This window comes from Microbacterium sp. AR7-10, assembly GCF_001878835.1.
In the GTDB taxonomy this organism is placed as follows: domain Bacteria; phylum Actinomycetota; class Actinomycetes; order Actinomycetales; family Microbacteriaceae; genus Microbacterium; species Microbacterium commune.
Map to the genome: position 1 here is coordinate 37,169 of NZ_MJIR01000087.1, position 24,060 is coordinate 61,228.

Below are 24,060 nucleotides of genomic sequence, written 5' to 3' on the forward strand. Positions count from 1 at the left end.
CTGCCGCACATCCCGACCCGTCGTCGCGCCGTCGAGCGTGCGCGCCTCGAGAACCGTCCGGTCGACGGCGAGAAGCGCGTGCTGCTGGCCGCTCCTCGCGGCTACTGCGCGGGTGTCGACCGCGCCGTCGTGGCTGTCGAGAAGGCGCTCGAGCGCTACGGCGCTCCGGTGTACGTGCGCAAGCAGATCGTGCACAACATCCATGTCGTCACCGAACTCGAGCAGAAGGGCGCGATCTTCGTCGAGGAGGTCGACGAGGTTCCCGAGGGCGCTCACGTCGTCTTCAGTGCGCACGGCGTCTCACCGGCGGTCGTGCAGGGCGCCGCGGATAGAGGTCTGCACGCGATCGACGCGACCTGCCCGCTGGTCACCAAGGTGCACCGCGAGGCGGTGCGCTTCGCCCGAGACGACTTCGAGATCCTGCTGATCGGTCACGACGGTCACGAAGAGGTCGAGGGCACCGCGGGCCACGCACCCGAGCGCGTGACCGTCGTCAATTCGCCCGCCGAGGCCGACACGGTCGTCGTGCGAGACCCCAGCAGGGTCGTCTGGCTGTCGCAGACCACGCTCTCCGTCGACGAGACGATGGAGACCGTCAACCGGCTGCGCACCCGCTTCCCCGAGCTGCAGAACCCGCCCTCCGACGACATCTGCTACGCCACCCAGAACCGTCAGGTGGCCATCAAGAAGGTCGCGAAGGATGCGGATCTCGTCATTGTCGTCGGATCGGCGAACTCCTCGAACAGCGTGCGCCTGGTCGAGGTCGCGCTGGAGTACGGAGCAAAGGCCGCGTACCGCGTCGACTACGCCGACGAGGTCAGGCAGGAATGGCTCGACGGTGTGCGCACCGTCGGCGTGACCAGCGGCGCCTCGGTGCCCGAGGTGCTCGTGCGCGAGGTGCTCGACGCACTCGACGAGGCGGGCTACACCGACATCGAAGAGGTGCGCACGGCGGAGGAGGACCTCATGTTCTCGCTGCCCAAGGAGCTGCGCCAGGACAACTCGGGCAAGCGCGACGAGCGTGCCCTGGGCGGCCGGGTCTCGCGCACATGAGCATCGAGCGGCCGCAGTACGGCGAGTACGCGTCTCCGGAAGAGCAGCGTGCGCGCGCAGGACTGCCTCCGCTGGGCGCCGATCCCGTGGCATCCGCTCCCGAGCCCGCGCCGACGGCCGCACGACCCACGGCCCCGAGCGCTCCCGCTCGCCCGATGGGTCGTCTGGTCACCCTCGTGCTGCTGGGGTTCGGCCTGGTGAACGTGCTCTCGTCGATCCCGCAGTTCGTGAACATGGCATCGACTCTGAACGACTCGATGCAGATGATCGGCATCGACGGCGAATTCACCAACTATGCGGCCGCGCGAACCTGGGGCGTCGTCGCCGTGGTCGTTCTGCTCGTCGGATACGCGGTGACCGCGTGGCTGTCGTTGCGTCAGCTGAAGCGCGGCAGGTCGGCGTGGTGGATTCCGCTGGTCGGCTTCGTCATCACGATGTCGCTCGTGTCGGCGTGCATCTCGGTGGTGATGTTCAGCGATCCGGCCTTCACGACAGGACTGCTGACACCTCCCGTCGAGTGACGACGGGTAGCCTCGAGGGGTGTCAGCAGATCAGATCGCGTTCCACGTCAACTACGCCTCGGTCGATTCCTCGGAAGGCGTCGACCCGACCCCGATCGCGGCGGAGCTGCTGCGAAAGGAGCGGGTGCTCGCGGCATCCCGAGTCTTCGACGGCGACGAAGCCGTCTTCCTGATCCCGGTGACCGAGAGCGGGCACGTCGTCGCTCTCGACGACGACGACCGCCTGCGTTTCGACCTGAGCGCCCTCGACCTGCAGCGGCTGTTCCAGACCGCCGCGCTCACGCTGCATCTCGGCCTGACCGACGACGCACTCGAAGAGGTCGATCAGGAGCTCGACGAGCAGTACGGCGCAGCGTTCGAGCAGCTCGACGACCCGGCCGCCGCGTCTGAAGACCTCGCCGGGTTCGGGATGCTCGATGCCGACGACGACGACATCGACTTCGAACTGGCGCCGGTGCGAGTGGCGGAGTTCTCCCGGCGCGGGCCGTGGGGCGCGCGCATCACCGCGCAGGTGACGGGCGTCGACGTCGACTATCTCGAGGACGGGACCTGGTCTCTTTACCGCTACGCGACCGACCAGCCGCACATGGCGCTGTCAGGAGGCCGCGCGGACGAGCCGATCATCGAGCTGAACCTTCCACAGCACGGCGACGCCTGGGTGGAGGTCACGGCCGGTGGGCGCACGGGCATGTTCTGGCCGAACATCGAGCGGCTCACGCGGCCGGTGCTCGACATCGACGCGATCGGGGTGCCCGAGAGCGCGGATGTCTACCGTCGCATGCTGCTCGAGGCCGACGGCACGACCGAGGAGCTGCAGGGGCTGAATCTGGGCGACGCAGTCGATGTCGCGGCGGCGACGCGCGCATGCGCGCCGGAGGCGCTGGGCGGCACGCAGGGCGAGCTGGATCGCGTGCGTGCGTTCGTCGCCGCGTTCGGTGTGCCGGACGCGCTCATCACCGCCGGAGTCGCCGAGCAGACGACCGGGCGCCGCTTCACGCCGCGCGGCTGGCCGCGCACAGTGGCCGACCTCGCCATCGCGGGGATCGGCGAGGTCACCGCCCTCACCCGACGCGAGCGGCCGCTGCCGCGCGCCGCGCGGTTCGTGCGCGAGCGCCCGACCATCGGAGCCGCGATCAGCGCGGCCGAGCTCGCCGCCGGAATCGCCGCGAGCAGGGCCCGATCTCCGTTGCTGCGTGGGCTCGGCGTGCTGCTGATCGTCGACGCGATCATCGACATGGTGATCTGGGCGCGCCGCGTGCTCAAGCGCTGAGCGCGCGCTCGCCGACGCGCGACGCTCGGTCGCGCGCGTGCGGGAACGGGCTCAGCGCCCCGCGGAAAGAGGGATGCCCCGGACCGGCTGGCGGTCCGGGGCATCCCTCTTCGAGATCGGCGGGAGTCAGCTCTTCGACTGGCCGTACGAGCCGAGCTGACGGGTCGACTCGACCACGCGCGCGGCCATCGCCGACTCGGCGATCTTGCCCCAGGCGCGCGGGTCGTACTGCTTCTTGTTGCCGACCTCGCCGTCGACCTTCAGCACACCGTCGTAGTTCTTGAACATGTAGTCGGCGATCGCACGCGTGTACGCGTACTGCGTGTCGGTGTCGATGTTCATCTTGATCACGCCGTTCGCGACTGCGAGGGCGATCTCCTCGTCGCTCGAGCCGGAGCCGCCGTGGAAGACGAGGTCGAGCGGCTTCGGGCCGGTGCCGTACTTGGCGGCGACCTCAGCCTGGATCTCGCCCAGCAGCTCGGGACGCAGCTTCACGCCACCCGGCTTGTACACGCCGTGCACGTTGCCGAAGGTGAGGGCGGCGATGTAGCGGCCCTGCTCGCCGAGGCCGAGAGCCTGGATCGCCTGGTCGACGTCGGCGAAGGTGGTGTACAGGGCGTCGTTCGAGCCCTCGTGCGCGACCCCGTCCTCCTCGCCGCCGACGACACCGATCTCGACCTCGAGGATCGCGTTGATCGCCTTCATCCGCGGCAGCAGCTGCTGGGCGATCTCGATGTTCTCGTCGAGCGGCACAGCCGAGCCGTCCCACATGTGGGACTGGAAGATCGGGTTGCGACCGGCCTTCACCTCTTCTTCGGATGCCGCGATCAGCGGCTCGACGAAGCCGGCCAGGGCATCCTTCGGGCAGTGGTCGGTGTGCAGCGCGACGGTCACGGGGTAGTTCTTGGCGACCTCGGTCGCGTAGCGCGCGAAGGCGAGGGCTCCGGTCGCGCGAGCCTTGACGGTGTGGCCGGCGAAGTAGTCGGCGCCGCCCGTGGTCACCTGGATGATGCCGTCCGAGCCTGCCTCGGTGAGACCCTGCAGCACGGAGTTGATCGTCTGCGAGCTCGAGACGTTGAAGGCGGGATACGCGAAGCCACCGGCCTTCGCGCGGTCGAGCATCTCTGCGTACTGTTCCGGAGTGGCGACGGGCATGAGTTCTCCTGCTTCTGTCGGTCGGGGTGCATGCTCACTTTAGCCCGCAGGGGTGGGGATTCTTCCGTGGTTACGTCCGCTCGGGCGCGTATCTTTATCAACTGGCAAGAACTGCGTTTTCTTCGCTTTCATTTCGTGAAAAGTCCTGATTTCCATCCTCCGTCGTCACTAGGCTGACCCGCATGGTGAGCCTCACAGCAGATCTCAGCCCCCTCCGCCCCGACCGCAACCTCGCGATGGAACTCGTTCGCGCCACCGAGGCGGCGGCGATCCGCGCGGTGCCGTTCATCGGTCGAGGGGCGAAGGAGGCAGCCGACGGTGCGGCCGTCGACGCGATGCGCGCCTTTCTCGGCACCGTCGACTTCCAGGGTCGCGTCGTCATCGGCGAGGGCGAGAAGGACAATGCGCCGATGCTGTTCAACGGCGAGGTCGTCGGCACCGGTCGAGGCCCCGAGTGCGACATCGCCGTCGACCCGATCGACGGGACGACGCTGACTGCCGAGGGGCGTCAGAACGCTCTCTCCGTGCTGGCCGTCTCGGATCGCGGCTCGATGCTCGACGCGTCGACTGTCTTCTACATGGACAAGCTGGTCACAGGGCCGGCGGGGATCGGCGTGGTCGACATCCGCAAGCCCATCGGCGAGAACGTCCGTCGCCTGGCCAAGGCTCTCGGCAAGCCGGTCGACGAGCTCGTCGTCTCGGTGCTGAACCGCCCCCGTCACGAGAAGCTCATCGCAGAGATCCGGGAGGCCGGAGCCGGCACCCGGCTGATGAGCGACGGTGACGTCGCAGGCGGCATCAACGCCGCTCGTCACGACGCACGCACCGACATGTGCGTCGGCATCGGCGGCAGCCCCGAGGGCATCGTCACCGCGTGCGCGATCAAGGCACTGGGCGGTCACATCCAGGGCGTGCTGTGGCCCCGGGACGACGACGAGCGCCAGCGCGGCGTCGACGCAGGGCTCGAGTTCGACAAGGTGTACGAGGCCGACGACCTCGTGCAGGGCAACAACACGATCTTCGTCGCCACGGGCGTCACCGACGGTCAGCTGGTGCGGGGTGTGCGCCGCGAGGGCAACTACCTCTACACCGAGAGCGTGGTGCTGCGCGGAGCGTCCGGCACACTGCGCCGCATCGTGTCGGATCACCTCGTCTCGAAGTGGCTCTGAATCGAGCATCGGACCGCGCGTCCCGGCATTCCCAGCGGAGGCTGGCAGAATAAGGGGGCACGGTGTGATCAGCACGCCGGCATGGTCATGAAGAAGGAGTGCTCGGGATGCCGTTGAACGAGACGTCTGCGAGTCCCAGGCGCGCCGCGCACATCACCACCCCGACCGGTCGCATCCTTCGGGTCACCGAGGAGCAGATCATGGCCGCTCAGCAGGCGAAGGCCACCGTGCAGCCCGGGTTCGATCCCGCCCGCCGTGCCGACGTGCTCTTCCGCGTGCGCCGCGAAGAGGGGCACGAGCTGAGCTCGTGGTGGTTCATCGGGGCGTTCCTGGCAACGTCCGTCGTGGTCATCGCACTGCTGTCGTGGGTGCCGGGCGGCGCCTGAGCCCGCGGAGCCCTGCTGAGCCTCCTCAGTAGGAGTCGAGCACGGCGCGCATGTCGCCGAGGCCGAACTGGTCGGCGATCTGCTTAGCGCTGTGACCGCCGGCATCCTGATCGGCGCCGGCGTCGAGCAGCATCCGCAGCAGCGTCTCGTTGCGCCGGAACACGGCGCACGAGACCGCGGTCTGGCCGTTGGCATTCACGGCATCCAGGTCGGCGCTTCGCGCGATCAAGTCCGCGACGGTCTCGAGGTGCTCCGCGTATGCCGCGACGATCAGCAGCGTGTCCTGACGCGGATTGCGCACGTCGACCGGCACTCCGGCATCGATCATCTCGCCGAGGGGTGCGGTGCGGCCCTGCCGGGCCAGGTCGAAGGTGCCCTCGATCACCTCGAGGCTCAGTCCGCTCAGTCCGCTCAGTCCGCTCTGTTCGCCTTGTCCGCTCGTCACCTGACCATTGTGTCCGATGTCAACCGGTCAGGCCACAGCGGGCTCGAGCTCGCAGACGAGCGGCGCCGACAGCGACACGCCCAGAGCGGCGCCGAGAGCAGGCACATCGTCTGCGGCGGCTCGTCGGGCCGCGTCGATCACGATCTGGGCGCATGCGCGGGCGTCGGCCAGCGCATCGTGGTGCGCGAACTCACCGAAGCCGGCCGCCGCGGCGGCCAGGGGAAGACGGTACGAGTCGAGTGTGTAGGTCTTCCGCGCCACAGCGAGCGAGCACAGCGAGCGGTACGGGGGAGCGACGAGGCCGGTGACCTCGCAGGCGCGGCGCAGAACGTTTAGATCGAACCCGGCGTTGTGCGCGACGAGCACGTCGTCTGCGGCGAAATCGCACAGGCGGTCGAGCTGCTCTGCCCAGGTCGCGGCGCCGATGACGTCGTGCGGGTGGATGCCGTGGATCCGGATGTTCCACTCGTTGAACTGGTCGTGGCCCATCGGCGGGCGGATCAGCCATCCCGTCTGTGCGACGACCTGGCCGTCTCGGACTCGTACGAGGCCGACCGAGCAGGCCGAGGCGGGGCTGGAGTTCGCCGTCTCGAAGTCGATCGCAGTGAAATCCAGGGGCACGGATCCACCATCCCGCGACATCCGGATGCCGGCCCGCAGACTCGCCGCAGCCCGCCGAACACCGGTGATTCGCGCACCTGAGCAGTGCACGCCGGCGGGAGGCGTCCCCGCCGGTAGACTCGTATCCCGTGGCTCTTACTATCGGGATCGTCGGCCTGCCCAACGTCGGCAAGTCCACCCTCTTCAACGCGCTGACCAAGAACGACGTGCTCGCAGCGAACTACCCGTTCGCGACGATCGAGCCGAACATCGGCGTGGTAAACCTGCCCGATCCGCGCCTGCAGGTGCTGGCCGGAATCTTCGGCAGCGAGCGCATCCTGCCCGCCACCGTGTCGTTCGTCGACATCGCCGGCATCGTGCGCGGAGCCAGCGAAGGGGAGGGGCTCGGCAACCAGTTCCTCGCCAACATCCGCGAGGCCGACGCGATCGCGCAGGTCGTGCGCGGCTTCGTCGACGATGACGTCGTGCATGTCGAGGGAACCGTCGACCCCAAGGGCGACATGGAGACCATCAACGCCGAGCTCATGCTCGCCGATCTGCAGACGATCGAGAAGGCGCTGCCGCGCTTCGAGAAGGAAGTGAAGCAGAAGAAGACCGACCCGTCGGTTCTGGATGCCGCGAACGCGGCGAAGGATGCGCTGGAGCGCGGTCAGCTGCTCTCGACGGCGGGCATCGACCTGTCGCCGATCAAGGAGCTCGGTCTGCTGACGGCGAAGCCGTACATCTACGTGTTCAACGTCGACGAATCGGTGCTCACCGACGAGGAGCGGAAGGCAGAGCTGCAGGCTCTTGTCGCGCCCGCGCAGGCCGTGTTCCTCGACGCGAAGATCGAGTCGGAGCTGATCGGGCTGGACCCGGAGGACGCGCAGGAGCTGCTGGAGGCCACCGGTCAGACCGAATCGGGTCTCGACCAGCTCGCCCGCATCGGCTTCGCGACGCTCGGTCTGCAGACCTATCTCACCGCCGGTCCCAAGGAGTCGCGCGCCTGGACCATCCCGCAGGGCGCGAAGGCGCCGCAGGCGGCAGGCGTGATCCACACCGACTTCGAGAAGGGCTTCATCAAGGCCGAGGTCATCTCGTTCGAGGATCTCGTCGCGACCGGCTCCGTCGCCGAGGCCCGCGCGAAGGGTAAGGCGCGGCTCGAGGGCAAGGACTACGTCATGCAGGACGGCGACGTGGTGGAGTTCCGCTTCAACAACTGAACGGCGCTTGGAAGTGGCCTGGGCTCAGGCCATCCGCGGGTAGTCGATAGTCAGCAGACTGTCGTCGCGGATGTCGCGGAGCACGTCCTCGGTGAGATCTCCCACTCGGACACCTCGAGCGTGGGAGGGCACGACATCGTCGTCCTCAGGGCTCCACGCGCGGAGCACTGCGATGCGCGAGACGTTCGTGACGTGGTCCGGCATCTCGCGCAACCACCCGAGCCACACGTCGGCGTCGATCTCACCGTGGACCGGCGCGTCGTTGCGACGCCCGATGAGACTGTCGCAGTCGCACATCCGGCGGGTCAGTGTGAATACCGCCGACGAGCCCCGCACTCGACCAGAGGCTATGCGCATGGTGGTTCGCAGGGGAGGCACGCCCAGCTTATCCTCGGTGAATCGTTGGAATTCCGAAGTGAAGGCTGCGGCGTTGATCGCCCACAGATTGGTGGCGCACATGCTCTCCATCTTTGCGCGTTCGACCGCCACCGTGCACCGCTAACGGTGACGTAACCCGGTGGAGTTCGGCTTCAACGTCTGAGCCAACCCGGTCGTCGAGCGACACTTCGTCTCGCTTCGCTCGCCCAGTGCGGGTCTCCGCGAGACGAAACGCAGCACGTTAGGCTGGCATGCAGCCACGGGCCGGAGGTGAAGATTGCCGACGATCACAGACAATGCCGGATTGCGGATCGCGTGAGTGGTCATCTTGTCGTGATCTCTGGTCTTCCGGGGGTCGGGAAAACCAGTGTCGCTGAGATCGCCGCTGCACTCGTCGGCTCCGTTCACCTGTCCATCGACGCGGTGGAGGAGTCGATGCTCTCTTGCGGGCTGCCCGCGAGCCGGCAAGTCGGCGTAGCCGCGTACGAGGCGACTCGCGCGATGGCGGAATTGAATCTGCAACTCGGTCGCAGCGTCGTGGTCGATGCGGTGAACGATAGTGAAGAGGCTCGGCAGACCTGGCGGACTGCGGCATTGCGGACGGGCGCGCGGCTCGACTTCGTGCACCTCGTGATCACGGACGCAAGAACGCACGTGCAGCGGCTTCGCAACAGGGATCGTGGTCTCGCCCATGTCGGCGAGCCGACGTGGGCGGACGTTCAGCGGCGTCGTGCCGATTACGCGGTGTGGTCAGATGAGGTCTTGGAGTTAGATACGACAGCACGAACGGCGGATGAGGTCGCACGCGGGCTCGTGTCCCGCCTCAGCGCGAAGCAGTGAGCGCACGAGTCAGCCGGTGAAATGCCTACCACTAACGTGATGTGGTGGACTTCCGCTTCTACATCTGACAGCCGCTCCATTCCGCTCAGAACGTGATGTCGGTCGATGTCTCCGTCTTCGGGCGGCGACAGAACCGTGCCTCATATGCCAGGGTGAGGTCGTCTTCGGTGAGGTTCTCACCCGCGGCAAGTCGGGCCAGGTGCGGCACGAGCCATCGTGCCTCGCAGGCGTCGAACTCCTCGGCGAAGGTCTCGTTCAGCTCGCCGTCGTGGATCACGCGCGTGATCGGCACCTGTCCGCCGACATTCGCGATGTGCGGACCCATCGAGAAGTTGATCAGGGTCGTCTCGCCGCGCGGGTGCACGGTGATCGTCGCTGGATGCGGCCAACCGGTCGCACCATCAGGCGAGTGTCCCAGCATGAGGAAGTTCAGCCGCCTGCGCGTGTGCTCTGTCATCAAGCCATTGTCGTCGGACTCGAGTCAGACGTTCCATCGCTGCGAGATGTGGTGGATGGCGCAGGGACGTTCTGCGAGCATGCCGTGCGGAGGGTGTGGAACGGCACGTTGAGGCCCATGTTCTCGAACCAGACGACCATCGACGCCGTGCAGAAGGTCGTCGACGCCGGAGACCTGGACGCGCTGTGTCAGCTCTTCTCGTGAGCCGGCTCTCGCGCGCGAGCAGTCGCGACCCGGTCGTGCGGCAGTGCAGAGCTTCGACGGATGCATCGACGGTGATTGCGTATCCGACCGCACGGCGCGAGCATGGGCTATGGGAACTCTGAGCTACACCGCGACCATCTCGATCGACGGGTACGCGGCCGGCCCCGACGGCGACTTCCAATTCGGTGCGCCGAGCGAACAGGTGTTCCGTTTCCACGTCGAGCGGATGGCCGCGATCTCGGCCGAGATCCTCGGACGTCGCACGTACGACCTGATGCATTACTGGGAGGCGGAGCCCGAGGGAGAGGACTGGGGTGACGACGAACGTGAGTTCGCGCGGCTGTGGCAGGGGCTCGTCATCGTCGCCGCATCATCGTCGTTGACCGCGGACGAGATCACGCGCGAGAACCACAGGCAGGTCACGGAGCTCACGCTCGACGAGATCGCCCGCATCACCCAGCATGCGTCGGGGGAGGTGGAGATCTTCGGGCCGACGACGGCCGCGCCGGCCATCCGTGCAGGCCTCGTACGGGACTTCCGTTTCTTCATCGTCCCGGTGATCCTCGGTGGCGGACTGCGGGCGCTGCCCGATGATGCGCGTCTGGATCTGCGTCTGATCGAGAGTCGCGTCTTCGAGAACGGTTTCACAATGCTGCAGTACCGTGCCGCGCGGGTGGATCCTGCCGGTGCCGAATGAAGGAGAGACGATGTCCGAACCGATTCACGAGTCTCCCCTCGGAGACGACCGACACGAGCCGATCGTTCCCGAGATCGAGGCGGACGAGACCATCGCGCCGCGGCCGGAGGAGGAGATCGCCGACGTCCTGCGAGCCGAGCCCGACGTCGCCGATCATTCCGCCCACCGCTCCGGCAGCTGACACCAGCCCTTCGCGGAGACTCGACGCCCCGGTCGCGCAGCGCGGCCGTCTCGCTACGGCGCGGATGACGGTGCGCTCGCCGCCCACACCTTCCAGCCGCTCGGGCGCGATCCGGAACCCACCCCAGTGCGGCGGTGCGGGCACCTCGGCGTCAGCGAACCGCTCCGCCGCCCGCGCCACGGCGTCCTCCAGCTCCGCCCGATCGCTGATGGGGCGACTCTGCCGCGACGCCCAGGCACCCAGCTGCGACCCGCGCGGGCGGGTGGCGTGATACGCCTCCACCTCGGAGCGGCTGACGGGCGCCGCCACCCCCTCCACCCGGATTTGCCGCTCGAGCTCGGGCCAGTGGAACACCAGCGATGCGTACGGATGCGCGGCGAGCTCTCGGCCCTTATCGGAGTCGGTGTGCGTGAAGAACACGAAACCCCGCTCGTCCCAGTCCTTCAGCAGCACCAGGCGCGAACGCGGCCGCCACTGGTCTTCGACCTGCGCGACAGTGGAGAGCGTCATCGCCGTGGCCGAGAACGGACGGTCGGATGCTTCGGCGCGCCGCGCCTCGGCGAACCACTCGTCGAAGAGCGGGAACGGGGTGGGCGACAGCGCAGCGGAGGGCATGCACCCATGGTGCCCGATGCGCCCGGGCACCGTCGACTGGGACCTCGCCCGGTACGCTGGGAGAGGCCATCGACGCGCCACCGACCGACCGGAAGCGAGCACACATCGTGACCCAGCCCCTCATCTTCGAGCCCGAAGGCCGCGCCGTCCCCTTCCTCGATGAGGGTGAAGGTCCCGTCACGCTCGTGCTGGTCACCAACCGCAGCCTCGAGGCCGACGGACTCGGCGTCATCTCGCACTACCTCGCCGAAGAGGCCGGATTCCGCGTCGTGCGCATCGGATCCCGGGCGGACGTCGAGGGCATCACCATCGCAGACCGCGCGGCCGACGCTGCGGCCGTGATCGAGGGTCTCGGCATCGACGACACCTGGATCGGCGGCCACGGTCACGGCAGCACCATCGCCCGCACCTTCGCGATCGACCACCCCGAGCGCGTCAACGGACTGCTCATGCTGGGCGTCGAAGACGAGCAGATCCCCCTCGCCCCCGGCATCCCGGTGCTCATCATCCAGGCGGAGAACGATGACGTCACGCCCGCCGCGAACGCCGAGGCGCTGCAGGCCACGGCTCCCGAGCGGGCAACCATCACCCGCATCCCCGAGGCCGACCACTATTTCGTCGCGACGCACCCGATCGAGACCGCCGTCGTGATCGAGGAGTACCTCGACTGGGACTGACCCTCCCGCTGAAGAGCCGACGATGAACAGGGTGCGCGAAGCGATCGCCGACCTGGCGCCCGGGTACTTCGCCGCCGTGATGGGCACCGGGATCGTCTCGATCGGACTGCACGACCTCGGCATCCACTCCTTCTCTGTCGTTCTGATGTGGCTCGCCGGCGCGCTGTACGTCGTGCTCTGGGCCCTGTACCTCTGGCGGGCGATCGCATTCGGGCAGAACGTCGTGGCAGACCTGCGCGACCCCGAGAAGGCCTTCGCCTTCTTCACCGTGGTCGCGGCCTCCGGTGTGCTCGGCGTGCGCTTCGCCCGGGAAGAGCTCATGGCGCTCGCCGTCCCGCTGTTCCTGCTCGCCGGCGTCATCTGGGTCGTGTTCGGGTACCTCCTTCCGTGGCAGGTGCTGATGACACGCGACGGCAGGCCGATCCTGGCACGCGCCAACGGCACCTGGTTCATCTGGGCCGTCGCCAGCCAGTCGCTCGCGATCAGCATGACCCAGCTGCACCCGCCGGCCGGCAGTGAGATGGCGATCTGGATCGGCGTGCTCGCCGTTCTCGCGTGGTCGGTGGGCGTGGTGCTGTACGCCGCGATCGCGATGCTCGTGCTGCTGCGGGTGGTGCACTACGGCGTCACGCCGCAGCAGTTCGATCCCGCCTACTGGGTGGCGATGGGAGCACTCGCGATCGCCGTGGTCGCCGGGGCGAGCATCGTCGGGATGCCGCAGACGCCGATCGTCGACGCGGTGCGCCCGCTGATCGCCGCGACGGTCGTGATCTTCTGGGTCTTCTGCCTCTGGCTGATCCCCCTGCTCGTGGGGGCGGGGGTGTGGCGTCACGGTGTGCACCGCGTGCCGCTGCGCTACGTGCCGACGCTGTGGTCGATGGTGTTCCCCATCGGGATGTTCGCCGTCGCATCCGAATCGCTCGCGCGGGCCGACCGGTTGCCTGCCGCGGGCGCGGTCGGCCGTGTGGGGCTGGTGATCGCCGTGATCGTGTGGGCGGTCGTCTTCGTCGCGATGCTGCACCACGCCGGCCGGACGGTCTGGCCGTCGCGGCGAGCACCCTCCCTCAGCCGCGCAGATCCTTCCGCATGAAGATCTGCTCGGTGCCGTCGCCCTGCGGCACGCGTTCGCTGACGCGGTAGCCGCACGTCTCGTACAGTCGGATGTTCGCTTCGCTGAGGCTGCCGGTGAACAGCTCCGCCTGTGCGGCGCCGCTCTCGCGCTCGGCCACATCCAGCAGTCCGCGGCCGATGCCCTCACCCTGCATGTCGGGAGCGATCGCGATCCTGCCGACCAGCAGCAGGTCGCCGTCGATGCGTCCGCGCAGCGCGCCGACGATTCTGGCGCCGACGCGCGCCGTCCAGCCGTAGCAGTCGGCGAGCTCGGCCTGAACCGCCTCGAGGGTCTGCGTGAGCGGGGGCATGTCGACGCTGCCGTAGATCTGGGCCTCCGACACGAAGGCCGCCCGCTGCAGGGTCAGCACCTCTCCGGCGTCGTCGGTCGAGATGGGGGCGTACGTCACGTCGAGAGCGGCCATGCCTCCATCATCCCTCTTCGCGCAGGCGCGGCTCGACGCGGTGCTCCGGGCGCAGACCCGCCTTGTCGGCGTAGAACGCCCGGATGCGATCCATGTCCGCCCGGGTGTCGCCGGTGAGCTCGATGGTCGGGCCGAGGCCGGATGTCATGGTCGTGCGGTCGACATAGCCGAGGGTCACCGGCATCCCGGTCTCACGTGCGATCCGGTAGAAGCCCGACTTCCAGTGCGTGTGGCCCCGGCGAGTGCCGTCAGGGGTGACCACGAGACCGAACACCTCGCCGCGTCGCGCCATCGCGACCACGTCGGCGACGACGCGGCCGGGATCGTCGCGATCGACGGGGATGCCACCCAGCGCGCGCATCAGCGGACCGCGCCAGCCGCGGAACAGGCTCTTCTTGCCCAGCCACCGCACGTCGATCCCCAGACGCCAGGAGATCGCGAGCATCAGCACGAAATCCCAGTTCGACGTGTGCGGAGCGCCGATGAGGATGCTCGGTCGCTGCGGTGCGGGCTCGGAGCGCAGAGTCCAGCGGCTGCACAGCCAGAAGATCCGTGCGGTCAGACGTCGAAGCATCCGTCCACGCTACGACAGCCGCCATGCGGACAGCGGCATGGCGCGTGAGACCGTGGCGTGTCGGCGCGGGGAAATCAACCCCCTCAGCGGGCCAGGCGGCCGATGTTAGCTTCGGGCGGAACACACAACCGACCGTGCGACGCCCAGCGCCGCGCAGAAGACAGAGGTGGTTTTCATGGCAGCCAAGAGCACCGCGACCCAGAAGTCGAAGAACTCCGGCACCAAGACGAAGGACTCGGCGAAGGCGAAGGATGCCGCCGAGACCACGCCGCTGGAGAACGCCGAGAAGGGGTTCCAGGCCTCACCCGAGCTGATCCGCGACCTGCAGGCCGTGCTGGTCGACCTCATCGAGCTGTCCGTGCAGGGCAAGCAGGCGCACTGGAACGTGGTCGGCCGCAACTTCCGCGACACGCATCTGCAGCTCGACGAGATCATCGACGCGGCGCGCGGCTTCGGCGACACCGTGGCCGAGCGCATGCGCGCGCTGCACGCAGCCCCGGACGGGCGCAGTGCGACCGTCGCCAAGGCGACCACGCTGCCGGAGTTCCCGACGGGCGAGGTCTCCACCACCGACACGATCGACCTGATCACGGTGCGGCTGGAGGCGACCGTGGCGACCATCCGCCGCGTGCACGACCAGGTCGACGACGAGGACCCCACCTCGGCGGACGTGCTGCACGCGATCATCGAGAAGCTCGAGCAGTACGCCTGGATGGTCAGCGCGGAGAACCGCACGCCCGCGTCGTGACCCTGAGACGTCGTGAGCCTGAGACGTCGTGACCCTGAGACAGAGTGAGGACCGTCACCNNGGGTGACGGTCCTCACTCTGTGCGGCACTCAGGCCGGTTGCGGCATGAGGCTGAAGGACACCGCGCCCTGCTCGTCGACCGAGGCGTCGAGCACCTTGTCGTCGAGGGCCTCTGCGGCGGCCTTCTCGAGGAATACGCGGATGTCCTCGTCGCCGATGATGGAGTCGCCCGGTTCGGGCGTGGAGGCGACCGTCACCGCGAAGCGGGGCTCGGTCTCGGTGCCCGACGAGTGGATGCGGAGTCCGGCATCCGGCGTCGTGCTCTGCTGGGCGACGATGGTCGCCGCGATCGTGTTTGCGTTCTCGGTCAGGGTGAGCATGGCTCTCCTTCCGGTTGCGGACACCACACCGTACGGCGCGATGTGCGTGCCACGATTCCGCACCTGCGCACCCGGTTCAAGCTCAGCGCCCGACTCTGAGGGGTTTCACACCTGACGCCCGTGCGCGCTCAGCACACGCGCTGTCACCGTCGGCGATGCAGCACCAGGGGCAGCCCGATCCACAGCAGCAGGATCGCGAGCAGTCCGATTCCGCCGGCGATCAGCGCCAGCACGTGGTCGAAGGTGAAGTCGATGATCAGCACGGTCACACCGACGGTCAGCACGCCGCCGACGAAGATGTTCGCCTTGACCAGCCGATGCGCCATGCGCACGAGCTCGGGCTTGCGGCCCTTGGCGAACAGCACCCGGTGCATCCCGACGGGGGCGAGCGAGAGAATGCTCGCGGTCGCCGCCAGCAGCACGAGCACGATGTAGAGGATGCGCTGCTGGTCGGTGAGCTCTCGGAAAAGCGGCTGGAATGCGACCGCGAGAAGGAAGCCGGTGAGGATCTGCGTGCCTGTCTGCATGACGCGGAGCTCTTGCATGAGCTCCTCCCAGTTGCGGTCGGCGCGCTCAGCGGCGGTCTCGTCGCGGCCGTCGGTCTGGGCATCGGCGTGCGGGTCGTTCATGACATCGGACGCTACACGCCCGCTCGCGTGTGGGACGAGAGGCTTGCGCGGGCGCGATCCGGTCGTTTCGACCCCGCGGTTCGGCAGAGGCGTACCATCGAGGGATGCCAGAGAACCAGGCACCCGAGATCCCGTCGCGACCGCTTGCCGCGCCGCCGGGACTGCGAATGGTCGGCACGGATGCTGTCGGCGTGTGCGCCGACAGGCACTGCACGCTGCCGACCGCATCGACGAGCACCGACGGAGCGCCCGGCGCTCAGGACACCGTCGACGCCGAGGCATCCGGTTCTGACGCGGATTGATCCCGTCTACTGCGCCCGGCGTTCTGCTCGACGGCGGAGTGCAGCGGCGAGCTCCGGTGCGATCAGGGGATCGTCATCCAGCGGCACCGTGAGCGCCATGAGCGAGCGGCTGAAGTGGTTGCGCAGTCCGGCGGCGAGCGTGATGTCGACGATCTGCCGGTCGGTGAGGCCGTGTTCGCGCAGCGCCGCGGCATCGGCATCCGTCATGTCCTGCGGCGACGACGAGAGCCGCTCCGCGTAGCGGATCACCGCCTGCTCGGCATCGGTGAACGCCGAGTCGTCGTCGGAGGCGAAGGCGCGCAGGCCCGCCTCGTCGACGACGCCGGCCGTCATGCTCTTGCGTCCGTGCGCGATCAGGCAGTGCGCTGAGCCGATGGCTCGTGCGGCGCCGAGGGTGGCAGCCTCGTAGATGCGAACGCCGATCGAGGGCACCACGGCCCTGACCAGCGCGACGAACGCATCGTGCGCCTCGGGATTCACCGCCATCGCGGCGGTGTAGGCATGCACGAAGCCGTCGGCGGCGATGTCTTCCTCGTACATCTGCGCGACGGCGTCGCTGGCACTCTCGGGTGCCGGGGTGGTGATGATCATGAAGCGGACGGTACTCCCCAGCCCGCACCGGCGGTAGGGGTGTCAGTGCGCGGCGTGCGGGGGTGCGCCCTCGTCGTCGTCCTCAGGCTTGCGGATGAGGAACGCGCCGATGATCGTCACCGTCGCGATGACCGCGCCGATCGTGACCGACGTGCGCGTACCCGCGGCCACGGCCTCGGGCACCTCGGTGCCGCCCCCGGCGTTCACGATCCCCGTGAAGACGGCCACCATCACGGCGATGCCCGCGGCGCCGGCGACCTGCTGGACTGTGCCGATCACCGCGCTGCCGTACGAGTAGAACTTCGGCTTCAGAGACGCGAGCGACGCGGTGAACAGCGGGGTGAACGACAGGGCGAGACCCACCGAGAGCAGCGTCTGCGCTGCGAGCACCAGCCAGATCGAGCTGTCGACCGTCACGGTCGTGAACAGCCACAGCATCGATGCGGCGAGGATCGACCCGGGGATGAGCAGGATGCGGGTGCCGTGGCTGTCGTAGATGCGACCGATCACCGGTCCGAGCAGCCCCATCGCGAGCGCACCGGGGAGCACGATCAGGCCCGCCTCCAGCGCCTTCAGCTCAAGGGCATCCTGCAGGAAGAGCGGGATCACCGTGATGCTGCCGAAGAACGCCAGCGACAGCAGGAACATCTGGATCATCGACAGCGAGAAATCCTTCGAGCCGAACACCCGCAGGTCGAGCAGCGCGGCGTCGCGCCGCTGCAGCAGCACCTGACGCCAGAGGAAGAGAACGAGCCCGACCACGCCGACGGCGAGCGCCACCATCATCGGCGCCCAACCGGCGCCGGTGCCCAGGCTGCCGATCTGGCTCAGGCCGAACACGAGCCCGCCGAAGCCGAAGGCCGACAGCACGACCGAGAGCACGTCGATCGGGGCGCGCATGGTCTCGCCGACGTTCGTCAGCCAGCGCCACCCGATGAACATCGCGATCAGGGCGATGGGCAGCACGACGACGAAGATGGCCCGCCACCCGAAGTGATCGAGCAGGAACCCCGACATGGTCGGCCCGATCGCCGGCGCGAGCGACATCACGATGCTCACCCGGCCCATCATCCGGCCACGCGACGACGCGGGCACGAGGTTCATGATGGTCGTCATCAGCAGCGGCATCATGACGGCCGTTCCGGACGCCTGCACGACGCGGCCGACCAGCAGCACGAGGAAACCCGGCGCGAGGGCGGCGACGAGGGTTCCCACGGAGAACAGCGTGATGGCACCGAGGAACATCTGCCTCGTCGTGAAGCGACGCAGCAGGAATCCGGTGATCGGGATGACGACCGCCATGGTCAGCATGAATGCGCTCGTGACCCACTGCGCAGCCAGGGGAGTGATCCCGAGATCGGTGATCAGATGGGGGATCGCGATGCCCATGGTCGTCTCGTTGAGGATGGCGACGAAGGCGGCCGCGAGCAGCACCCAGATCACGGCCATGTCCCTGGCGGGGATGAGGCCCGCGGAAGGACGAGCGACGGGAGTCGACCCGGTGCGAACGGCAGACATGGGTCTCCTCGAAGGTGGTGGTGAGTCAGAAGGCACCCGACGGAGCGGGCAGCGGCCGAGCGGCGAGTGTGAACGGACGCAGCCGTCCATCCTAACCCGCGCCTCCGCTGCGGTATTCCCTCGTCTGCTGCGGACTAGCCTGAAGGGATGAGCATGGGTGGTGGAGGAGGACGCGGCGCCGTCTTCCGCGGCGTCGACGAGGCCGCGCAACGACGCATGAACGCCGCCGCCCCCAAAGTGCCGGGTCTCGGTCGACGCGTCGCCGCGCTGTTCACCCCCTACCGGGGTCGCCTCGCCCTGACCGCGATGCTGGTCGTCGTCGGGGCCGGCATCGCCGTCATACCGCCGCTGCTGGTGCAGCGCATCTTCGACGACGCGCTCTTCCCCCTCGACGGCGGCGGCCCGCGCATCCCGCTGCTCACGATGCTGGTGAGCATCACGATCGGGCTGTTCCTGCTGTCGGCCGTGCTGGGCGTGACGCAGACCTGGCTCACCTCCACCGTGGGCAACGAGGTGACCGGCGACCTGCGGGTGCGGCTGTTCGAACATCTGCAGGCGATGGAGCTGGGCTTCTTCACCCGCACGAAGACCGGAGTGATCCAGTCGCGGCTGCAGAACGACGTCGGCGGTGTGTCCGGCGTGCTCACCAACACCGTCACCAGCGTGCTGGGCAACACCGTGACGGTGATCGCGTCACTCGTCGCGATGCTGCTGATCGACTGGCGTCTGACGCTCATCGCGGTGATCCTCATGCCGATCCTGGTGCTCGTGCAGCGACGGGTGGGGCAGGTGCGCGCACGCATCGCCGGAGAGACCCAGGAGTCGCTGTCAGAGCTCAGCAGCATCACGCAGGAGACGCTGAGCGTGTCGGGCATCCTGCTGTCGAAGTCGTTCAACCGCCAGCGCACCGAGTCGGTGCGCTACCAAGCGGAGAACCGCAACCAGGTCCGACTGCAGGTGCGACGGGCGATGAGCGGTCAGGGGTTCTTCGCGGTCGTGCAGGTGATCATGGCCAGCGTGCCGGCGATCGTCTACCTGGTGGCCGGCTTCTTCCTCACCGGCGGCGCACCCGAGATCACCGCCGGGGCGATCGTCGCGTTCACCACCGTGCAGGCCAGGCTGCTCATGCCGCTGATGGGCCTGATGCGCGTGGCCCTCGACCTGCAGACCTCTGCGGCGCTGTTCGCGCGCATCTTCGAGTACCTCGACATGGTGCCGCAGATCCAGGACGCACCCGACGCGATCGACGTCGCCGACGCACCCGGACCGCGCGGCCGCATCGAGTTCAAGGATGTCGTGTTCCGCTACCCGGATGCCACGCCCGACGCGCGCCCCACTCTGGACGGCGTCTCGTTCGTCGCCGAGCCCGGCACGCACGTCGCATTCGTCGGGCCGTCCGGAGCCGGCAAGACCACGATCCTCTACCTCGCGCCGCGCCTGTACGAGGCCTCCGGCGGCACCGTCGAGTTCTCGGGCGCTGACGTGACGTCGCTCACGCAGGAGTCGATCATCGATCAGATCGGCATCGTCTCGCAGGAGACCTACCTGTTCCACGCGACGATCCGCGAGAACCTGCGCTACGCGAAGCCGGATGCCACAGACGAGCAGCTCGAGCGCGCGTGCCGCGCGGCGAACATCCATCACGTGATCATGTCGTTCGACCAGGGATACGACACCGTGGTCGGCGAGCGGGGCTACCGGCTGTCGGGAGGGGAGAAGCAGCGCATCGCCATCGCCCGCGTGCTGCTGAAGGATCCGCCCGTGCTGCTGCTCGACGAGGCCACCTCGGCTCTCGACACCGTCTCGGAGCGCGTCGTGCAGGAAGCGCTGGATGCCGCGGCCCGGGGCCGCACGACGCTGTCGATCGCGCACCGCCTGTCGACCGTGATCGACGCCGACGCCATCCACGTCGTCGAGGCCGGCCGCATCGTCGAGTCGGGCACCCACACGCAGCTGCTCAGCAGGGGAGGGCTCTACTCGACCCTGGCGGCCCAGCAGATGGCCTCGGCCCGCATGGACGCCAGCCCGACGGACTGAGATCTCCGACCACGGTCACCACGCCAGCGCCGCGCTGAACGCCGCGTTCGGGCGGGCGGCGTCGTATTCGGGCAGGGCGCGCAGCGACGCCTCGAAGGCCTCGACGGCCGCTCGGTAGGCGGGATCCGGATGCTCGGCCGCGATCGTGCGCAGCGACGGCAGGTCCATCGCGAGGATCAGCGCGATGCGCGAACGCACCGCATCGCTCTGACCCGCCGCGGTGAGCACGTCGATGCCGCCGAGGAGCGCGGCGAGGTAGTCATGCAGCACCGGCAGCTGGGCCTTGCCCTGGGTGATCGATGTGCCGTCGGCGCGCACGCGCCAGTGCACGGCGACATCGGGCACGACGTCGAACGCCCGCGCCTCGGTGTACATCCGCTGCGCGACGACCTGATCCTCGTAGGCGACGTTCTCGGGGAAGCGCAGCCGCTCCCAGAGGGTCGCGCGGCTGAGCTTCGACCACGCGACGATGTTGGCCGAGGCGTCGGGATGCTCGGCGAGCGTCACGCCGAGGCGCCGGGGCGCGGTGGCGGCGGCGATCCACGGCTGCACGCGGCCGGGACGGTACGCGCCGTCGATGAGCCGGGAGCGCACGTACGCAGCGGCCACGAAGTCGCTGCCGGATTCATCCAGCGTGGCGAGCCAGGTCTCGATCGCGCGCGGCGTCAGCTCGTCGTCGGCGTCGAGGAATCCGACGAACGGCGTGTCGACGAGGTCGAGAGCGACGTTGCGGGCGGCGCCGAGCCCGCGGGACTCATCGTGCCGGAGCACCTGGAATCGAGCGTCGCGGGCTGCGGCAGCGGCGAACACGGCGCCGGTGTCGTCGTGCGAGCCGTCGTCGACGAGCAGCGCCTGCCAGCGGCTCTCGGTCTGCGCCTGCAGCGAGGCGAGGGCTGCGGGCGCGAAATCGGCGATGTCGCGTCCGGGCACGATCATCGTCACACGCGGGGTCACGACGCCGAGTCTACGGTTCGGTGCGCACCCTGGCGTCCGCCCGCGGATCAGGCCGAGACCGCCGCGACGGCGTCGGCGACGAGAGCCGCGAGCTGCTGCGCCGATCCCTGGGGCAGGGGCGTGCGGCCGAAGGTGAAGCGCACTGCGGTCTGCGCGACCTCCGCCGGGGTGCCGATCGCCAGCAGCACGGGGGAGGGCTCGTCGCTGCCGGCGGCGCAGGCCGACCCGCTCGACGAGACGACGCCGCGCCGCTCCAGCTCCAGCAGCACGGCCTCGCCGCTGATGCCCGCGAACGTGAAGCTCGCGAGGTTCGGCAGCCTGTGCTCCGGCGACCCGGTGAGAGCAGCCCGGGGCACGGCATCCATGACCGCGGCGATGAAGGCCGAGGTCTGCTCCTGCACCGCCGCGACGCTCTGCGACCGCTCCGCCTCGACCAGGTCGAGGGCGGTCGCGAGGCCGACGGCGCCGGCGACGTTCTCGGTTCCGCTGCGGCGTCCGCGCTCCTGGCCGCCGCCGTGCAGCAGCGGCTCCAGGGGCACCCGGGAGCGCACGCCGACGGCGCCGATGCCCTTGGGCGCGCCGAGCTTGTGCCCGGCGATGGAGACCGCGTCGGCGCCGAGCGCGCGCAGATCGAGCCACCCCGCCGACTGCACCGCGTCGATGTGGACGGGCACGCGGTGCTCACGCGCGATCGCCACGAGTCCCGCGACGTCCTGCACGGTGCCGATCTCGTTGTTGGCGTGCCCCACGCTCACCAGGGCGGCGTCGGCGGCATAGTCGGCATGCAGCGCGGCGCGCAGGCCGTCGACCGCCACCGCGCCGTGCCCGTCGACGGGCAGCATCCTCACCGCGACCCCGTGCAGGCGCTGCAGATACTCCGCGGAGCGCAGGATCGACTCATGCTCGATCGGGGTGGTGATCAGTCCGCGCGACTGCGGGGCCTCCTGCCGCGCGCCGAGCACGATGCCCTTCACCGCGAGGTTGTTCGCCTCGGTTCCTCCGGAGGTGAAGATCACCTCCGACGACCGCATGCCCAGGGCCTCGGCGACCCGCGCTCGTGACCATTCCAGTGCGTCGGACGCCGCCTCGCCGACCGTGTGGTGACTCGACGGGTTGCCGTACACACCGGTCAGGTAGGGGTGCATCGCCTCGAGAACCTCCGGCCGCGCCGGAGACGTGGCCGCGTGATCGAGATACAGCACGTCAGTCGATCCGCAGATCGAGCCCGAGGTCGAGGGCCCGGGCCGAGTGCGTGAGCGCGCCCACGGAGATCACCTGCACGCCCGTCTCGGCGATGGGGCGGACGGTCTCGGGGGTCACGCCGCCCGAGGCCTCGACCACGGCGCGGCCCGCGATGAGGGCGACGCCCGCGCGCAGATCGTCGAGCGAGAAGTTGTCGAGCAGAACCGTATCGGCGCCCCCGTCGAGCACGGCCGGGATCTGATCGAGCCGGTCGACCTCCACGACGACGTGCGTGGTGTGCGGCAGTCGGCTGAGCGCCTCGCGCAGCGCGGTGGCGAGATCCTGCCCGCTCTGGCGCAGCACGGCGAGATGGTTGTCCTTCGCCATCACGGCGTCGGAGAGGGACCGCCGGTGATTGCTGCCGCCACCCGAGACCACCGCGTGTCGTTCGAATTCGCGCAGTCCCGGGGTGGTCTTGCGTGTGTCGGCGATCCGCACGCCCGTCCCGTCGACGGCGTCGACGAACGTCGCGGTGAGGGTCGCGATGCCGCTCATGCGCTGGGTGAAGTTCAGGGCCACGCGCTCGGCGGTCAGCAGGCTGCGCGCGGGGCCGCTGACCGATGCGAGCGCGTCGCCCGCCGCGAAGCGGTCCCCGTCGGCGACGTGCAGGTCGACCCGCACGTCGGCGTCGGTGAGGGTGAAGGCGGCTGCGAACACCTCGCCGCCGCTGAACACACCCGATTCGCGAGCGACGAGATCGGCGGTCGCGTGCGCCGACGCGGGCAGCAGCGCGGTGCTGGTCACATCCCCCCACGGTGCGTCCTCCTCGAGCGCGGCGGACACCGCGCGTCGCAGGGTGGCTGGTGTGATCATGCGGCTCCCATCAGGGCGGGCGAGAGGAGGGAATGGGCGCCGAGCGAGTCGGTGCGGGACAGAGCGGCGGATGCCAGGGCGCGTCCCACCGCGAGCAGATTCGCGTCCTCGTGAGCCGTCGGCGAGGTCGGTGACGGGGCCGTCCACGCGTGCAGCTGGGTGACGGCATCCCGCATCCCGTGCTCGGTGCGGATCAGGCCCAGCTGGTTCCACATCAGCCGCTGCAGTGCCGAGCGCGAGAACGACGGATCGGTCGGCGCTGCCGACGTCGCGCCCGGACGGTCGCGACCCCCGTCCCGCCGATGCGGAGGCGACGCCTCGGGCCACCTGAACGACGGCGCGGCGGACGAGGTGAGCGACTCGGCCGCGCGAGCGCCGAACACGGCGCCCTCGAGCAGCGAGTTCGAAGCCAGCCGGTTCGCGCCGTGCACTCCGGTGCGCGCCGTCTCGCCGACCGCCCACAGCCCCGGCACCGAGGTGCGCCCGTCGATGTCGGTGGCGATGCCGCCCATCAGGTAGTGCGCGGCAGGCGTGACCGGCACGGGATGCCGGGACCAGTCGATTCCGCGGCGTCGCAGCTCCGCGTCGATGGTGGGGAAGCGATCGGCCAGCACCGCCGCACCGAGCCCGGTGGCATCCAGCACAACGGGGGCGGCCTGTGCGGCGGCGCGACGGGCGACGGCTCTCGCGACGACATCTGTCTCTTATACACATCTGACGCTGCCGACGAACTCTAGGGTGTAGACTCCGGTGGGCGCCGTCTAGTTCAATAAAACAATGACGTTGGTCTCACACTACATTTCGTCCGCATACTACACCACACCACAGACACCGGAGTAACTCGGTGTCGCTGAGTCGTGTATAAA

At 68.9% G+C, this 24,060-nt stretch carries 29 protein-coding genes; 13 read left to right on the forward strand and 16 right to left on the reverse strand.

The features are described from left to right. Window positions 1-9 precede the first annotated feature (9 nt). Genes BFN01_RS12070 through BFN01_RS12080 form a run of 3 tightly spaced genes read left to right on the forward strand, consistent with a single transcriptional unit; the run spans window position 10 to window position 2,844 of the window. Complete coding sequence (locus BFN01_RS12070; RefSeq protein ID WP_071644624.1) at window positions 10-1,053, forward strand: 4-hydroxy-3-methylbut-2-enyl diphosphate reductase; 1,044 nt, start codon at window positions 10-12, stop codon at window positions 1,051-1,053. Continuing rightward, window positions 1,050-1,574, forward strand: a complete 525-nt coding sequence (locus tag BFN01_RS12075; RefSeq protein WP_071644599.1) for a DUF6264 family protein — start codon at window positions 1,050-1,052, stop codon at window positions 1,572-1,574. Before BFN01_RS12070 ends, BFN01_RS12075 begins: the two co-directional genes overlap by 4 nt. A gap of 19 nt (window positions 1,575-1,593) precedes the next feature. Next, complete coding sequence (locus BFN01_RS12080) at window positions 1,594-2,844, forward strand: hypothetical protein (RefSeq protein ID WP_071644600.1); 1,251 nt, start codon at window positions 1,594-1,596, stop codon at window positions 2,842-2,844. Between the two features lie 126 nt (window positions 2,845-2,970). On the opposite strand, the gene fbaA is transcribed toward BFN01_RS12080, so the two are convergent. Continuing rightward, window positions 2,971-3,999, reverse strand: a complete 1,029-nt coding sequence (gene fbaA / locus BFN01_RS12085; protein ID WP_071644601.1) for a class II fructose-bisphosphate aldolase — start codon at window positions 3,997-3,999, stop codon at window positions 2,971-2,973. A gap of 182 nt (window positions 4,000-4,181) precedes the next feature. Between fbaA and glpX the strand changes: the two genes are divergently transcribed. Beyond that, on the forward strand, window positions 4,182-5,168 hold the full coding sequence (gene glpX, locus BFN01_RS12090; RefSeq protein WP_071644602.1) for a class II fructose-bisphosphatase: 987 nt from the start codon (window positions 4,182-4,184) through the stop codon (window positions 5,166-5,168). 107 nt (window positions 5,169-5,275) lie between these two features. Then, the gene (locus tag BFN01_RS12095; protein WP_071644603.1) at window positions 5,276-5,554 is read left to right on the forward strand and encodes a hypothetical protein; all 279 of its coding nucleotides are present in this window, start codon (window positions 5,276-5,278) and stop codon (window positions 5,552-5,554) included. A gap of 25 nt (window positions 5,555-5,579) precedes the next feature. On the opposite strand, the gene BFN01_RS12100 is transcribed toward BFN01_RS12095, so the two are convergent. Both BFN01_RS12100 and BFN01_RS12105 read right to left on the reverse strand, forming a co-directional pair. After that, complete coding sequence (locus tag BFN01_RS12100; RefSeq protein WP_218161820.1) at window positions 5,580-5,999, reverse strand: ankyrin repeat domain-containing protein; 420 nt, start codon at window positions 5,997-5,999, stop codon at window positions 5,580-5,582. A 27-nt stretch (window positions 6,000-6,026) separates the two neighbouring features. Beyond that, complete coding sequence (locus BFN01_RS12105; protein WP_071644604.1) at window positions 6,027-6,620, reverse strand: 3'-5' exonuclease; 594 nt, start codon at window positions 6,618-6,620, stop codon at window positions 6,027-6,029. 128 nt (window positions 6,621-6,748) lie between these two features. Here BFN01_RS12105 and ychF point away from each other — a divergent pair, with 128 nt between their 5' ends. Next, window positions 6,749-7,822 carry a redox-regulated ATPase YchF gene (gene ychF / locus BFN01_RS12110; RefSeq protein WP_071644605.1) on the forward strand — a complete coding sequence of 358 codons (1,074 nt, stop codon included), beginning with the start codon at window positions 6,749-6,751 and terminating at the stop codon, window positions 7,820-7,822. 24 nt (window positions 7,823-7,846) lie between these two features. On the opposite strand, the gene BFN01_RS12115 is transcribed toward ychF, so the two are convergent. After that, entirely contained in the window at window positions 7,847-8,311 is a 465-nt protein-coding gene (locus tag BFN01_RS12115; RefSeq protein ID WP_256221140.1) for a hypothetical protein, read from the reverse strand. A 159-nt stretch (window positions 8,312-8,470) separates the two neighbouring features. Here BFN01_RS12115 and BFN01_RS12120 point away from each other — a divergent pair, with 159 nt between their 5' ends. Next, window positions 8,471-9,040, forward strand: coding sequence for an AAA family ATPase (locus BFN01_RS12120; protein ID WP_177243863.1), 570 nt, complete (start codon window positions 8,471-8,473; stop codon window positions 9,038-9,040). Between the two features lie 85 nt (window positions 9,041-9,125). Here the strand turns inward: BFN01_RS12120 and BFN01_RS12125 are convergent, their stop codons facing one another. Next, complete coding sequence (locus BFN01_RS12125) at window positions 9,126-9,497, reverse strand: hypothetical protein (RefSeq protein WP_071644607.1); 372 nt, start codon at window positions 9,495-9,497, stop codon at window positions 9,126-9,128. Window positions 9,498-9,810: 313 nt separating this feature from the next. Between BFN01_RS12125 and BFN01_RS12130 the strand changes: the two genes are divergently transcribed. After that, the gene (locus BFN01_RS12130) at window positions 9,811-10,398 is read left to right on the forward strand and encodes a dihydrofolate reductase family protein (protein WP_071644608.1); all 588 of its coding nucleotides are present in this window, start codon (window positions 9,811-9,813) and stop codon (window positions 10,396-10,398) included. Here the strand turns inward: BFN01_RS12130 and pdxH are convergent. Further along, on the reverse strand, window positions 10,346-11,194 hold the full coding sequence (gene pdxH / locus BFN01_RS15660) for a pyridoxamine 5'-phosphate oxidase (RefSeq protein WP_071644609.1): 849 nt from the start codon (window positions 11,192-11,194) through the stop codon (window positions 10,346-10,348). The genes BFN01_RS12130 and pdxH overlap by 53 nt on opposite strands. A 107-nt stretch (window positions 11,195-11,301) precedes the next feature. On the opposite strand from pdxH, the gene BFN01_RS12140 reads away from it, so the two are divergent. Beyond that, entirely contained in the window at window positions 11,302-11,871 is a 570-nt protein-coding gene (locus tag BFN01_RS12140) for an alpha/beta fold hydrolase (RefSeq protein ID WP_071644610.1), read from the forward strand. Between the two features lie 22 nt (window positions 11,872-11,893). After that, complete coding sequence (locus BFN01_RS12145; RefSeq protein ID WP_071644611.1) at window positions 11,894-12,961, forward strand: tellurite resistance/C4-dicarboxylate transporter family protein; 1,068 nt, start codon at window positions 11,894-11,896, stop codon at window positions 12,959-12,961. Here the strand turns inward: BFN01_RS12145 and BFN01_RS12150 are convergent. Both BFN01_RS12150 and BFN01_RS12155 read right to left on the reverse strand, forming a co-directional pair. Then, the gene (locus BFN01_RS12150; RefSeq protein ID WP_071644612.1) at window positions 12,936-13,406 is read right to left on the reverse strand and encodes a GNAT family N-acetyltransferase; all 471 of its coding nucleotides are present in this window, start codon (window positions 13,404-13,406) and stop codon (window positions 12,936-12,938) included. The genes BFN01_RS12145 and BFN01_RS12150 overlap by 26 nt on opposite strands. A gap of 7 nt (window positions 13,407-13,413) precedes the next feature. After that, window positions 13,414-13,980 carry a 1-acyl-sn-glycerol-3-phosphate acyltransferase gene (locus BFN01_RS12155; protein ID WP_071644613.1) on the reverse strand — a complete coding sequence of 189 codons (567 nt, stop codon included), beginning with the start codon at window positions 13,978-13,980 and terminating at the stop codon, window positions 13,414-13,416. 175 nt (window positions 13,981-14,155) lie between these two features. On the opposite strand from BFN01_RS12155, the gene BFN01_RS12160 reads away from it, so the two are divergent. Further along, the gene (locus BFN01_RS12160) at window positions 14,156-14,728 is read left to right on the forward strand and encodes a Dps family protein (RefSeq protein WP_071644627.1); all 573 of its coding nucleotides are present in this window, start codon (window positions 14,156-14,158) and stop codon (window positions 14,726-14,728) included. Window positions 14,729-14,817: 89 nt separating this feature from the next. Here BFN01_RS12160 and BFN01_RS12165 read toward each other — a convergent pair whose 3' ends face one another. Next, window positions 14,818-15,108 carry a Fe-S cluster assembly protein HesB gene (locus tag BFN01_RS12165; RefSeq protein ID WP_071644614.1) on the reverse strand — a complete coding sequence of 97 codons (291 nt, stop codon included), beginning with the start codon at window positions 15,106-15,108 and terminating at the stop codon, window positions 14,818-14,820. A 143-nt stretch (window positions 15,109-15,251) separates the two neighbouring features. Beyond that, entirely contained in the window at window positions 15,252-15,737 is a 486-nt protein-coding gene (locus tag BFN01_RS12170; protein WP_071644615.1) for a DUF6328 family protein, read from the reverse strand. A 104-nt stretch (window positions 15,738-15,841) separates the two neighbouring features. On the opposite strand from BFN01_RS12170, the gene BFN01_RS12175 reads away from it, so the two are divergent. Continuing rightward, the gene (locus tag BFN01_RS12175; protein WP_071644616.1) at window positions 15,842-16,039 is read left to right on the forward strand and encodes a hypothetical protein; all 198 of its coding nucleotides are present in this window, start codon (window positions 15,842-15,844) and stop codon (window positions 16,037-16,039) included. Window positions 16,040-16,045: 6 nt separating this feature from the next. Here BFN01_RS12175 and BFN01_RS12180 read toward each other — a convergent pair whose 3' ends face one another. After that, a complete protein-coding gene (locus BFN01_RS12180) occupies window positions 16,046-16,630 on the reverse strand; it encodes a carboxymuconolactone decarboxylase family protein (RefSeq protein ID WP_071644617.1) in 585 nt (194 codons plus the stop codon). 42 nt (window positions 16,631-16,672) lie between these two features. After that, the gene (locus BFN01_RS12185; RefSeq protein ID WP_071644618.1) at window positions 16,673-18,148 is read right to left on the reverse strand and encodes an MDR family MFS transporter; all 1,476 of its coding nucleotides are present in this window, start codon (window positions 18,146-18,148) and stop codon (window positions 16,673-16,675) included. A 147-nt stretch (window positions 18,149-18,295) separates the two neighbouring features. Here BFN01_RS12185 and BFN01_RS12190 point away from each other — a divergent pair, with 147 nt between their 5' ends. Then, window positions 18,296-20,185, forward strand: coding sequence for an ABC transporter ATP-binding protein (locus tag BFN01_RS12190; protein ID WP_177243864.1), 1,890 nt, complete (start codon window positions 18,296-18,298; stop codon window positions 20,183-20,185). A gap of 15 nt (window positions 20,186-20,200) precedes the next feature. Here the strand turns inward: BFN01_RS12190 and BFN01_RS12195 are convergent, their stop codons facing one another. From BFN01_RS12195 to BFN01_RS12210, 4 genes are read right to left on the reverse strand one after another with little or no spacing between them, the layout of a single operon-like run. Further along, the gene (locus tag BFN01_RS12195; RefSeq protein ID WP_256221141.1) at window positions 20,201-21,139 is read right to left on the reverse strand and encodes a glycosyltransferase family A protein; all 939 of its coding nucleotides are present in this window, start codon (window positions 21,137-21,139) and stop codon (window positions 20,201-20,203) included. Between the two features lie 47 nt (window positions 21,140-21,186). Continuing rightward, window positions 21,187-22,341 carry a cysteine desulfurase family protein gene (locus BFN01_RS12200; RefSeq protein ID WP_071644619.1) on the reverse strand — a complete coding sequence of 385 codons (1,155 nt, stop codon included), beginning with the start codon at window positions 22,339-22,341 and terminating at the stop codon, window positions 21,187-21,189. A gap of 1 nt (window position 22,342) precedes the next feature. Next, the gene (gene nadC, locus BFN01_RS12205) at window positions 22,343-23,194 is read right to left on the reverse strand and encodes a carboxylating nicotinate-nucleotide diphosphorylase (protein ID WP_071644620.1); all 852 of its coding nucleotides are present in this window, start codon (window positions 23,192-23,194) and stop codon (window positions 22,343-22,345) included. Continuing rightward, complete coding sequence (locus BFN01_RS12210; protein WP_071644621.1) at window positions 23,191-23,838, reverse strand: FAD-binding protein; 648 nt, start codon at window positions 23,836-23,838, stop codon at window positions 23,191-23,193. Before BFN01_RS12210 ends, nadC begins: the two co-directional genes overlap by 4 nt. Window positions 23,839-24,060 lie beyond the last annotated feature (222 nt).

What these genes read in the sequence shown, in the direction of transcription:
- BFN01_RS12075 (WP_071644599.1), top strand. Translation starts at nt 1,050, where the DNA reads ATGAGCATCGAGCGGCCGCAGTACGGCGAGTACGCGTCTCCGGAAGAG.
- fbaA (WP_071644601.1), bottom strand. Translation starts at nt 3,999, where the DNA reads ATGCCCGTCGCCACTCCGGAACAGTACGCAGAGATGCTCGACCGCGCG.
- glpX (WP_071644602.1), top strand. Translation starts at nt 4,182, where the DNA reads ATGGTGAGCCTCACAGCAGATCTCAGCCCCCTCCGCCCCGACCGCAAC.
- BFN01_RS12095 (WP_071644603.1), top strand. Translation starts at nt 5,276, where the DNA reads ATGCCGTTGAACGAGACGTCTGCGAGTCCCAGGCGCGCCGCGCACATC.
- BFN01_RS12125 (WP_071644607.1), bottom strand. Translation starts at nt 9,497, where the DNA reads ATGACAGAGCACACGCGCAGGCGGCTGAACTTCCTCATGCTGGGACAC.
- BFN01_RS12130 (WP_071644608.1), top strand. Translation starts at nt 9,811, where the DNA reads ATGGGAACTCTGAGCTACACCGCGACCATCTCGATCGACGGGTACGCG.
- pdxH (WP_071644609.1), bottom strand. Translation starts at nt 11,194, where the DNA reads ATGCCCTCCGCTGCGCTGTCGCCCACCCCGTTCCCGCTCTTCGACGAG.
- BFN01_RS12145 (WP_071644611.1), top strand. Translation starts at nt 11,894, where the DNA reads ATGAACAGGGTGCGCGAAGCGATCGCCGACCTGGCGCCCGGGTACTTC.
- BFN01_RS12150 (WP_071644612.1), bottom strand. Translation starts at nt 13,406, where the DNA reads ATGGCCGCTCTCGACGTGACGTACGCCCCCATCTCGACCGACGACGCC.
- BFN01_RS12155 (WP_071644613.1), bottom strand. Translation starts at nt 13,980, where the DNA reads ATGCTTCGACGTCTGACCGCACGGATCTTCTGGCTGTGCAGCCGCTGG.
- BFN01_RS12160 (WP_071644627.1), top strand. Translation starts at nt 14,156, where the DNA reads ATGGCAGCCAAGAGCACCGCGACCCAGAAGTCGAAGAACTCCGGCACC.
- BFN01_RS12165 (WP_071644614.1), bottom strand. Translation starts at nt 15,108, where the DNA reads ATGCTCACCCTGACCGAGAACGCAAACACGATCGCGGCGACCATCGTC.
- BFN01_RS12170 (WP_071644615.1), bottom strand. Translation starts at nt 15,737, where the DNA reads ATGAACGACCCGCACGCCGATGCCCAGACCGACGGCCGCGACGAGACC.
- BFN01_RS12175 (WP_071644616.1), top strand. Translation starts at nt 15,842, where the DNA reads ATGCCAGAGAACCAGGCACCCGAGATCCCGTCGCGACCGCTTGCCGCG.
- BFN01_RS12180 (WP_071644617.1), bottom strand. Translation starts at nt 16,630, where the DNA reads ATGATCATCACCACCCCGGCACCCGAGAGTGCCAGCGACGCCGTCGCG.
- BFN01_RS12185 (WP_071644618.1), bottom strand. Translation starts at nt 18,148, where the DNA reads ATGTCTGCCGTTCGCACCGGGTCGACTCCCGTCGCTCGTCCTTCCGCG.
- BFN01_RS12190 (WP_177243864.1), top strand. Translation starts at nt 18,296, where the DNA reads ATGAGCATGGGTGGTGGAGGAGGACGCGGCGCCGTCTTCCGCGGCGTC.
- nadC (WP_071644620.1), bottom strand. Translation starts at nt 23,194, where the DNA reads ATGATCACACCAGCCACCCTGCGACGCGCGGTGTCCGCCGCGCTCGAG.